Origin of the sequence: Vibrio sp. HS-50-1 (assembly GCF_024747315.1) — a bacterium.
In the GTDB taxonomy this organism is placed as follows: Bacteria; Pseudomonadota; Gammaproteobacteria; order Enterobacterales; family Vibrionaceae; genus Vibrio; species Vibrio diabolicus.
The window spans coordinates 55,950-66,881 of the sequence record NZ_JAMPZF010000035.1 but is presented as its reverse complement, the minus strand read 5'-3'; the positions used below and the strand labels follow the sequence as shown (position 1 = coordinate 66,881).

At 46.0% G+C, this 10,932-nt stretch carries 9 protein-coding genes; 2 read left to right on the top strand and 7 right to left on the bottom strand.

Annotated features, from left to right (window positions below; all coding sequences use genetic code 11):
- The first annotated feature begins 948 nt into the window (after window positions 1–948).
- Window positions 949–2,520: an ABC-F family ATP-binding cassette domain-containing protein gene (locus NDJ01_RS15605; protein ID WP_258586944.1), complete on the top strand. Its 1,572-nt coding sequence runs from the start codon at window positions 949–951 to the stop codon at window positions 2,518–2,520.
- Window positions 2,517–3,674, top strand: coding sequence for an MFS transporter (locus NDJ01_RS15600; protein ID WP_258586943.1), 1,158 nt, complete (start codon window positions 2,517–2,519; stop codon window positions 3,672–3,674). The genes NDJ01_RS15605 and NDJ01_RS15600 overlap by 4 nt, the downstream gene beginning before the upstream one ends.
- A gap of 74 nt (window positions 3,675–3,748) precedes the next feature.
- Here NDJ01_RS15600 and fis read toward each other — a convergent pair whose 3' ends face one another.
- The 7 genes from fis to acs form a co-directional block, all read right to left on the bottom strand.
- Window positions 3,749–4,045: a DNA-binding transcriptional regulator Fis gene (fis, locus tag NDJ01_RS15595; protein WP_000462885.1), complete on the bottom strand. Its 297-nt coding sequence runs from the start codon at window positions 4,043–4,045 to the stop codon at window positions 3,749–3,751.
- Window positions 4,046–4,068: 23 nt separating this feature from the next.
- A complete protein-coding gene (gene dusB / locus NDJ01_RS15590) occupies window positions 4,069–5,037 on the bottom strand; it encodes a tRNA dihydrouridine synthase DusB (RefSeq protein ID WP_005382505.1) in 969 nt (322 codons plus the stop codon).
- A 139-nt stretch (window positions 5,038–5,176) separates the two neighbouring features.
- On the bottom strand, window positions 5,177–6,064 hold the full coding sequence (prmA, locus tag NDJ01_RS15585; protein WP_182034910.1) for a 50S ribosomal protein L11 methyltransferase: 888 nt from the start codon (window positions 6,062–6,064) through the stop codon (window positions 5,177–5,179).
- A 165-nt stretch (window positions 6,065–6,229) separates the two neighbouring features.
- Complete coding sequence (gene accC / locus NDJ01_RS15580; RefSeq protein ID WP_005397839.1) at window positions 6,230–7,573, bottom strand: acetyl-CoA carboxylase biotin carboxylase subunit; 1,344 nt, start codon at window positions 7,571–7,573, stop codon at window positions 6,230–6,232.
- 14 nt (window positions 7,574–7,587) lie between these two features.
- Window positions 7,588–8,052 carry an acetyl-CoA carboxylase biotin carboxyl carrier protein gene (accB, locus tag NDJ01_RS15575; RefSeq protein WP_005397840.1) on the bottom strand — a complete coding sequence of 155 codons (465 nt, stop codon included), beginning with the start codon at window positions 8,050–8,052 and terminating at the stop codon, window positions 7,588–7,590.
- Window positions 8,053–8,113: 61 nt separating this feature from the next.
- The gene (aroQ, locus tag NDJ01_RS15570) at window positions 8,114–8,563 is read right to left on the bottom strand and encodes a type II 3-dehydroquinate dehydratase (RefSeq protein ID WP_005397842.1); all 450 of its coding nucleotides are present in this window, start codon (window positions 8,561–8,563) and stop codon (window positions 8,114–8,116) included.
- 303 nt (window positions 8,564–8,866) lie between these two features.
- Window positions 8,867–10,819 carry an acetate--CoA ligase gene (acs, locus tag NDJ01_RS15565; protein ID WP_006742998.1) on the bottom strand — a complete coding sequence of 651 codons (1,953 nt, stop codon included), beginning with the start codon at window positions 10,817–10,819 and terminating at the stop codon, window positions 8,867–8,869.
- Window positions 10,820–10,932: the final 113 nt, after the last annotated feature.

Below are 10,932 nucleotides of genomic sequence, written 5' to 3'. Positions count from 1 at the left end.
TTATATTAAGCCTCAGTCGAAAGACTGGGGCTTTTTTCGTTTTGGTTACTCGACATCCCTTAACCCCATTTCCATATTGAAATCTTGCATCGAGAGGCAGGCTTCCCTCTTCGCTATGCTTTCTAAGCCCTGTCATGAGTGAGGTGTTGCGCAGTTCTGTGTGGTTTCTGCTGAACCGGGTCCCAGTCTCGAGCGCTAGTTTTGAGCCCTTGTGCTTACTTACCAAAGCTTCCTTTATTATTACCTGGAAAGTTTATTCACTAGGTTATGTTATTTTCGGGGGAGATTTCTCTGCTTTAGATGTTTTGATTTAGCCACAGGCGCTCATTAAAATAAACTCAGCGCATTTAAAACTTTCCGAACATGGATTTTGTTTGTAGATCTATTTAAGCCAGCCAGTGCCTGCCTTAAAGGATATTTGCTACTTCTTCCCCTCTAACCGTCTCCAACCGATAAAGCCACCACTACGTACGTATAACGTGAGCGGTATAGATGCTCTCATAGTTGTGCTTGCTGAGTAAGTCCTTCACCTAGCACATTGACTGAGGAAAGGTCTTCTTTCAGTGGACCTTCGTGTAAGTCACGATAGTTTTTAATAATTATCTGGTACTTTTTATTCTAAAGGTGTACGCTTCACATCGAATGTTTTTTCGACAGTAAACCATGTTATATCTCTTGTTTAAAAGCTTTGTAAGAAGGCTGAACTCCGTGCAAAAAACGCGATGAAGTGTTGCTCGGAGTCTTAAATTAATCTTCATCAGGTGTTTTATGCGTGAGTAACTTCGCTGAAGTTATACGCAGGCGTTTGTACACCTGATAAAAGAGAAGAGATGGCCGGTGATATTTCATCATCGGCCTTTTTGTATCTGTTAAGCAGCTACAAAGCATTATCCAGTATTGAAATAAGGGCCGGTATTGATCACCGGCCCTTTTTATTTGGTTAAAAACATGAGTATTTTACAAGTTAAAAATTTGTCTTATCAGATCGCTGATAAGAGTTTATATAACAACGCGACATTTCGAATTAACGTGGGAGAGAAAATAGGTATCACTGGAGCGAATGGCGTTGGAAAAAGCACCTTATTAAAACTGCTTACCGGTGAATTATCTGCAGATAAGGGCTGCATTGACTGGTTACCAAACCTTGAGGTGGGGTATTTAGAGCAACATTTTAAGATGGATAATGCGCTGAAGGTTTATGAATGCTTAAAGAGTGCTTTTGAGAACTTATACGCTGCCGAGCAGAAGCTTTGGACTTTGTATCAGGCGATGACCGAGTCTCACTCTACATCTCTTTTAAGCCAAGTCGCCCGACTACAGGCATATTTAGAAGATGAAGACTTCTATGCAATTGATACCAAAATTGAACAAGTTGCTGTAGGTCTTGGCATTTATCAATTTGGCTTAGATACACCGCTTGTCTCGCTAAGTGGTGGTCAAAGACACAAGGTCCTTTTAGGGAGGTTGTTACTCCGCAACCCCGATGTGTTAATTCTCGATGAGCCGACAAACTATCTTGATGCTCTGCACATTGAATGGTTGGTCACGTTTCTCAACGATTACACTGGCACTGTTTTACTGGTTTCTCATGATATTGACTTCCTTAATCAAGTAGCGACCAGTATTTGTGATATTGATTATCAAACGGTCCGAAAATACAGCGGCACTTATGTCAAAGCAATGCAGCAAAAGCAGCACGACGGTACTTTGTTAGAAAAGCAATATAAGGCTCAGCAAACTGAAATTCGAAAGTTAGAGCAATTTATTGCCAAAAATGGCGCTGGAGTTAACGCGAGTCTTGCTAAGGGACGCAAGAAAAAACTGGATAAAATCGAACGTATTCAACTGAATCATATAGAGAAAGTATCGATGTTTGACTTTGCTCACCAGCCTATTGGGCAACAGTATGTGATTGACGCAAAAGCGTTGAAGATAGGTTATCAGCAGCCTCTGCTTCCTGCGCTTGATATCACGTTAGCGCGCGGGGAGAAGTTGGTCGTTTCTGGTTTTAACGGCGTAGGTAAGTCGACTTTGCTTAAAACCCTTATGGGGGAGATCGAGCCGCTCTCTGGTGAGGTGGTATTGGCAAAAGGTGCAATGATTGGGTATTTTTCTCAAGATTTGTCTTGGCGTCACCCTCAGCACACGCCTGAGCAGGAGCTATGCTCTTGTGATCAAACGATATCAAGCAAAGAATCACGCAAGCTATTAGCTCGCTTTGGGGTCACCGGAGATAAGACGCAGCGCCACCTAGATATATTAAGTGGAGGTGAGCAAACTCGCGTGAAACTTTGTTGTTTATCAGTCCAGAAATGCAATGTTTTGCTGTTGGACGAGCCAACGACACATTTGGATAGCTGCAGTAAAAATGCGCTTAAAGAAGCTCTCCAGCGCTTTTCTGGTAGCGTGATTGTGGTATCTCATGAGAAGGCGTTTTTACAATCTTGGCCCGACAGAGTTTTAGACATTTCGTTGCTCACTTGTGCTGAATCGGAAACAGAACAGGAGGTGGAGCTATGATGCAGTCCATGATCCTATTTCTCGTTGCTTTTCTTGTTGGTGCTGATGAGTTGATGCTTGGATCTATTCTTGAACCTATCGGAAATGATTTAAGTGTTCAACCGAGTCAGGTTACGTTATTTATTACGGCATATAGTTTAGCTATAGCAATTTGTGCTCCTTACCTGGGACGTTTATCAGACCGGGTTGGGCGTATTCGTATCATGTTGCCTGCTTGCTTCGTATTTGGGGTTGCGTCTATTACGACGGGCATAGTTCATGATTTTGAACTTGCGATTGCAAGTCGAGTGATCACAGGTATTGCAAGTGCAGGCATGTTGCCAATTGCATTCGCGTTGGCGGGAGACGCGAAGGGTAATAGAGCGATGCGTCAAATTGTGATGGTTCAGGCGGGATTAACGCTGGGTATGATAACCAGCCCGGCGATCGGAGCATTGTTGACCCAGCTTTTATCATGGCGTGCCGCTTTTATTATTTTGGGCGTTGCGGCTCTTCTTGTCGGTGCCATGAGCGTAGTGTTCATGAACAACAAGCATAATGAGTCCAAGAAGTCAGATACTCTACCACCTATCACAGACGTCATTCATCTTCCAGGCGCGTTGAGGGCGATTCTAGCGATGTGTTTAGGCCTAGGGGGAGGTATTGGTGTATTTAACCTGATAGGCCTTCATATTCGAGATACCAGCGAGTTGGCGCTCGGTTGGGTGGGCGCTATTTATGCTGTTCTAGGGATCGTGAGTGTGGTTGGAAATATGTGCGTGGGGAGAGCTTGCCGTTGGCTTGGTAGCTCTCGAGCCGTTATGCGAGTGGCTTTAATGGTGTGCATACCTTGCAGTGCATGGGTGTTCTCAAATGAGATGAGTACGGTGACCGCTTATCTTCCAGCTCTAGTGCTCTGGTCTCTTGCTGGAGGGGTAGGCTCTCCGGCGTTACAAGCACATATAGCAAGCTTATCTGATGAACATCGAGGTGTGCTGATGTCTTCTGGAATGAGTATGATGCACTTTGGTGTCGCGATTTGGTCTGCCTTGGCGGGCTTTGCTTATTCTGTAGGTAGTGAATGGGTCGCTGTCGTGGCTTTGTTATTGTTTGGCTCAGCAGTGATTATCTTAAAGCCAGTTAGTAATGCTGAACAAAGTGAGCGTTATTCGTAGTGTTTTAGTAGATAAAGAAAAGCCGTTACCTAAAAAGGTAACGGCTTGTTCCAAATACTTTTTGAAAGCCGGTCTTAGTTCATGCCGTATTTCTTAAGTTTTTTGCGAAGAGTACCGCGGTTGATACCCATCATAGTTGCCGCGCGAGTTTGGTTACCGCGAGTGTACTGCATGATAGTATCTAATAGTGGCTGTTCAACTTCAGCTAGAACTAATTCGTATAGTTCTGTTACTTCCTGGCCGTTTAGTTGAGCAAGGTAGTTTTTAAGAGACGCTTTAACAGAGTCACGTAAAGGCTTCTGAGTAATCTGGTCTTGTGACGTTACTGTAGTTACTGTTAATGCTTCTGAAGTCAGATTTTGTTCGAACATATTCGGTCTAGCTCTTCTCTTAATTATGATGCAACGTTATCAAAATAACCTTCTAACGCCTCAATTTGCAGCGGAGCTGCGTCGATAGCGTTGAAGGTACGGCGAAACTCACTTGCCTGTTCATGCTCTTTCAGGTACCACCCAACGTGCTTGCGCGCGATACGTGGACCTAAGAACTCCCCATAAAATTCATGCAGAGCATTTACATGACCAAGCATAATGGTTTTCACTTCCTCAGTTGGAAGCTCCTCCATTGTGGTGCCGTTTTCCAAATAGTGATGGATTTCCTGGAAAATCCAAGGACGACCCTGGGCAGGGCGTCCAATCATTAAAGCGTCCGCACCGGTGTACTCCAGTACAAATTTGGCTTTCTCCGGGCTATCGATATCACCGTTCGCGATAACCGGAATTGAAATCGCCTCTTTTACCGCTTTAATGCTGTCATATTCGGCCTCACCTTTGTACATACATGCTTTCGTTCTGCCATGCAGAGCAAGAGCTTGTATGCCGCAGTTTTCGGCTAATTTAGCGATCTGGACACAGTTCTTGTTGTCTGTATCCCAGCCAGTTCGAGTCTTTAACGTTACAGGAACGTCCACTGCATTCACGACCGCTTTCAAAATCTCTTCGATAATGTTTGGGTATTGAAGCAGAGCAGAGCCCGCTAGCTTCTTATTCACTTTTTTTGCCGGGCAGCCCATGTTGATGTCGATGATTTGTGCACCGTTCTCAACACTGAATTGAGCTGCGTCCGCCATAAGCTGTGGATCGGAACCCGCAATCTGTACAGAGCGAATGCCCGATTCGCCCTCGTGTACCATGCGCTGTTTCGACTTTGACGTTCCCCATAGTTTTGGGTTAGCAGACATCATTTCACTGACGGCCATTCCCGCACCATAGCGAAGACACAACTCGCGAAACGGTCTATCCGTTACACCAGCCATAGGGGCTACGATTAGATTGTTCTTAAGTTGATAGTTTCCGATTTTCAAAACGTCATCACAGTTCTGTACCAGCAAGGGCGCGCATTTTACGCATTTTTTCACTGCGTGAAAAGACTAATATTTGAGCATTTACAAATTGTTTTTGTAAATTGTATGAATTTCAAACAATTAGCTCTGAAAACCTTGTCTAGCCTTGCTTACGACCAGAGATGCGACACCATTCACTTTGCTCAACAATCGGGTCAATGTGAAGCTCGTCACGGTAATAGTTCGCAACATCTTCGGCTTGAGTGTCTAATACGCCAGACATAGCGAGGTCGCCATGTGGCTTAACTAGGCCTTTAATGATTGGTGCAAGTTCACGCAATGGGCCAGCAAGAATGTTAGCAACAACCACGTCTGCAATCAGACCTTCTGGTTGGTTTTGAGGAAGGTAAACTTCTAGTTTGTCGGCAACGCCGTTACGCTCTGCGTTGTCTTTCGAAGCAAGCAGTGCTTGAGGATCAATGTCGATCCCTATCACTTTTTCAGCGCCTAGTTTGATCGCCGCGATCGCCAGAATGCCCGAGCCACAACCGAAGTCGATAACGGTCTTACCGCTTAAGTTCATGCTTTCTAGCCACTCAAGACAAAGTGCTGTTGTAGGGTGAGTACCCGTACCGAATGCAAGGCCAGGATCCAACATAACATTAACAGCGTCAGGATCTGGAATGTCGCGCCAGCTTGGACAAATCCATAGGCGTTCACCAAATTTCATTGGGTGGAAGTTTTCCATCCATTCGCGTTCCCAGTCTTTATCTTCAAGCTGTTCTACTTTGTAAGCAAAATTGTCAGCCAGCATATTGCTCGCTTTAATTTGGTCGATGATGAAGTTAGTGTCTGCTTCTGCATCATACAGTGCCAGAATATCAGTATCGCCCCATAAGCGAGTTTCGCCAGGTAGAGGTTCGAATACAGGTGTATCCTGCGCGTCTAAGAATGTAACAGACAGCGCGCCAGTCTCTTCCATTAGCATATCGCCGATTTGCTCAGCGTTTTCATTGGTCGCGTTGAGTTTGATTTGAATCCAAGGCATTGGTTTTTGCTCTTAAAGTGAATGAAGTGGCGCAGAGTTTACCAGAACTCTACGATTTGTTTGAGTATATACCCAAATAAGCCTACGTATTTGTTGAATGCTTAGAGTCCATACAAAACAAAAATGCCCACGGGTGTGGGCATTTTGTAAGACTTTAGCTAAGGCTTATTGTAAGCCAAGCTTCTTCTCTAGGTAGTGGATGTTTGCACCACCGTGTTGGAAGTTTTCGTCATTCATAATAGAGAATTGCAGTGGCACGTTAGTTTTGATGCCTTCGATGATCATCTCACCCAGAGCATTCTTCATGCGTGCAATCGCCACATCACGGTTTTCACCGTACGTGATTAGCTTACCAATCATTGAATCGTAATGAGGCGGTACTGTGTAACCAGAGTAGATGTGTGATTCCCAACGCACACCCATACCGCCAGGCGCGTGGAAACGCTCGATCTTACCCGGAGATGGTAGGAAGCGTTCTGGGTCTTCTGCGTTGATACGGCACTCAATCGCATGGCCACGGATCTTAATGTCATCTTGAGTGAATGACAGAGGTTGACCCGCAGCAACGCGAAGCTGTTCTTTGATTAGGTCGATGCCGGTAACCATTTCTGTTACTGGGTGTTCTACCTGAATACGAGTGTTCATTTCGATGAAGTAGAATTCACCGTTCTCGTACAGGAATTCGAACGTACCTGCGCCGCGGTAACCAATTTCGATACATGCACGAGTACAACGTTCACCGATGTACTTACGCATCTCTTCAGTGATACCTGGTGCTGGCGCTTCTTCCACTACTTTTTGGTGACGACGTTGCATTGAACAGTCACGCTCACCAAGGTGGATTGCGCCGCCTTGACCGTCAGCGATAACTTGCACTTCAACGTGACGAGGGTTTTCTAGGAATTTCTCCATGTAAACCATATCGTTGTTGAACGCTGCTTTTGCTTCAGCACGCGTCATTGCAATCGCTTGGATTAGGTCTTTTTCTGCGCGAACGACACGCATACCACGGCCACCGCCGCCACCAGACGCTTTGATGATGACTGGATAACCGATGCGTTTAGCAAACGCCTTGTTTTTCTCTTCGTCGTTGTCCAGAGGACCGTCAGAACCAGGTACACAAGGAACACCAGCTTTCTTCATTGCGTTGATAGCCGACACTTTGTCACCCATCAGGCGGATAGTGTCTGCTTTTGGACCAACGAAGATGAAACCACTGCGCTCAACTTGCTCAGCGAAGTCTGCGTTTTCTGACAAGAAGCCGTAACCAGGGTGAATGGCAACGGCCCCTGTTACTTCTGCTGCAGAAATAATTCGTGGGATATTTAGGTAGCTGTCGATACCACGAGCAGGGCCGATACACACGGTTTCGTCTGCGAGTAGTACGTGCTTAAGATCGCGGTCAGCTGTCGAGTGAACAGCGACGGTCTTAATACCTAATTCTTTACAAGCGCGAAGAATACGAAGTGCAATTTCACCTCGGTTCGCGATGACTACTTTGTCTAGCATAAGGCAAGCCCCGCTTATTCGATTACAACAAGAGGTTGGTCGAATTCAACTGGTTGGCCGTCTTCAGCTAGGATCGCTGTAACAACGCCAGATTTGTCCGCTTCGATTTGGTTCATCATTTTCATTGCTTCAACAATACATAGAGTATCGCCAGCATTTACTTTCTGACCCACTTCTACGAATGCTTTAGAGTCTGGGCTTGGAGAACGGTAGAAAGTACCAACCATTGGAGAAAGAACTTGGTGACCTGCAGGCGTTGCAGCTGCTGGAGCTTCTGCTGCTGGCGCTTCTGCTACTGGTGCCGCTGCTGCTGGAGCAGGTGCCGCTACTGGAGCTGCTGCGTAGTGAACTGGTGCTTGAGGGGCTGCAGTGCCGTGACGACTGATGCGTACTGACTCTTCACCTTCAGAAATCTCTAGCTCAGCAATGCCAGACTCTTCAACTAACTCAATTAGCTTCTTGATTTTACGAATATCCATCTTTTCTTTCTCTTTTATCTTGTGATTAAGACAACCCTCGTGGGGTTGCAGAGTGTTAGGGTTACTTTGCCTGTAGCTTATTAATCGCGGCAGACAGAGCGAATTCATAACCTTGTGCGCCTAAACCGCAAATCACGCCTTCTGCTTTATCTGACAGATAAGAGTGATGACGAAATGGTTCACGTGCGTGCACATTTGATAAGTGCACCTCAATAAATGGGATGGCGACGCCAAGTAATGCATCTCGCAGTGCCACACTGGTATGAGTGAAAGCCGCTGGATTGATGATGATGAAGTCAATCTTGCCATAAGCAGCATGAATGGCTTCAATCAGTTCGTACTCACGATTTGATTGTAGGTGTTCCAGTTCCACCCCAGCGTTATGAGCTTGCTTCGTAAGAGCATCCACAACTTGTGCTAAGGTGCTGTGACCATAGTGTGTCGGTTCGCGCAGACCCAATAGGTTAAGATTTGGTCCGTTTAGAACAAGAATCCGTGACTTTGCAGACATTATGTTGCTATCTTCCCTTATCGTGAGTGGAACGTTTATATTCCCAAATATACGATAGTTCAGCACGATTTTTTTGTTAAAACCGAGCAAATTTTAAAAAATCGACCAAGATTATAGCTAATTCATAGCAATTAGCAGCAATTTACTGGTCTAATCTCCTAATAGCCACCTTCGTTTCTGTAACCAAGTTAACAAAAACAACATAATTGCCATGTTCTTTATGTGGCTAATTTGTGCGCAAAAGCAAAAAACCGCCATGAGTGATGGCGGTTTTTAAAGTGCTTTTAAAACAGTTGGTTGAATTTATGCCAATTCTGCTTTCTCTGCGATAAGTTTGTCTACCACGCTTGGATCGGCAAGCGTTGACGTGTCTCCGAGGTTGCTTGTATCGCCCGTTGCAATCTTACGCAGGATTCGACGCATTATCTTACCAGAGCGAGTCTTCGGTAAGGAATCCGTCCAGTGCAGTACATCTGGTGTCGCGATTGGACCAATCTCTTTACGCACCCAATCTTTAACTTCTTTGTGCAGCTCAGCTGACGGGAATTCACCATCGTTCAATGTAATGTAAGCGTAGATAGCTTGGCCTTTGATGTCATGTGGAATACCAACAATCGCCGCTTCTGCAATCTTGTGGTGAGCCACTAGCGCTGATTCAATTTCAGCGGTACCCATACGGTGACCCGACACGTTTAGTACGTCATCAACACGGCCAGTGATCCAGTAGTAGCCGTCTTCGTCACGACGCGCACCATCACTGGTGAAGTACATCCCCTTAAAGGTTGAGAAGTAGGTCTGTTCAAAGCGCTCATGGTCGCCGTAAACCGTGCGCATCTGGCCTGGCCAAGAATCAAGGATAACCAAGTTACCTTCAGCAACGGTATCTTCAAGAATGTTGCCCATATTATCGACAAGAGCAGGCTGGACGCCGAAGAATGGGCGAGTCGCAGAGCCTGGTTTTAGATCGGTTGCCCCTGGTAGTGGCGCAATCAAGATGCCGCCAGTTTCCGTTTGCCACCAAGTATCGACGATAGGTGAGTTCTCGTTACCAATCGTTTTGTAGTACCACTCCCACGCCTCTGGGTTGATTGGTTCGCCCACTGAGCCCATGATGCGCAGGCTTGAACGAGATGTGCCTGCAACCGCTTCATCACCTTTTGCCATTAGCGCACGAATCGCGGTTGGGGCGGTGTATAGAATGTTGACTTGGTGTTTATCAACCACTTCGCTCATACGGCTTGTGCTTGGGTAGTTTGGTACACCTTCGAATAAGATGGTCTTCGCCCCATTTGCAAGTGGACCGTAGATTAGGTAAGTGTGACCGGTAATCCAACCCACGTCCGCGGTACACCAGAAGGTTTCGCCTGGTTGGTAATCGAACACATATTTGAAGGTCATCGCCGCGTAGACGAGGTAACCACCAGTCGTGTGTAGTACACCTTTAGGTTTGCCTGTTGAACCTGAAGTGTAAAGGATGAAGAGCGGATCTTCGGCTTTCATCTCTTCTGGTGGGCAAACGTCAGAAACGTTAGCTGTTGCTTCGTGCCACCAAACATCACGGTGTTCATGCCATTCGACATCACCACCTGTACGTTTAAGCACCAACACTTTATTGATGGTTTTTACGTCTGGGTTAGTTAGTGCTTCGTCCACGTTCTTTTTCAGTGGAACGGCACGCCCGCCGCGCACGCCTTCATCAGCGGTGATCACGACTTTAGCGTCAGAGTCGATGATACGGCCAGAGAGTGCTTCTGGTGAGAAACCGCCAAATACAACGGTATGAACCGCACCGATGCGGGTACAAGCGAGCATAGCCACTGCGGCTTCTGGCACCATTGGCATGTAGAGACAAACCACGTCGCCTTTACGTACGCCTTGCTCTTTCAATGCGTTGGAGAACTTACATACTTCTTTGTGCAGTTCGTTGAAAGTGAGTGTTTTGTCGTCGGCTGGATCATCGCCTTCCCAGATGATTGCGACGTCATCCCCGTGTTCTGCGAGATGACGGTCAATACAGTTCGCCGAGACGTTCAGTGTGCCGTCTTCAAACCAACGAATGTCGACATGACCAGTATCGAAAGAGGTGCTTTTTACTTTGGTGAAAGGTTTGATCCAATCAACGATTTTGCCGTGTTCGTTCCAGAAGCCCTCTGGATCGGTTACCGACTGCTGATACATGGCTAAGTAAGTATCATTATCCGCGTGTGTATGAGTTTTAATATTTTCTTTTACCGGATAAACGTGGGCTTCGCTCATGGCTTCTCTCCTTGTGCCTTATTTCTCGGCCTTACACCAATCTAGATAAGATTTTGAATATGTTTTTGTAGGGCTGTTTTTTGGTTCTAAATAACTTGGTCGTGGTAATGACG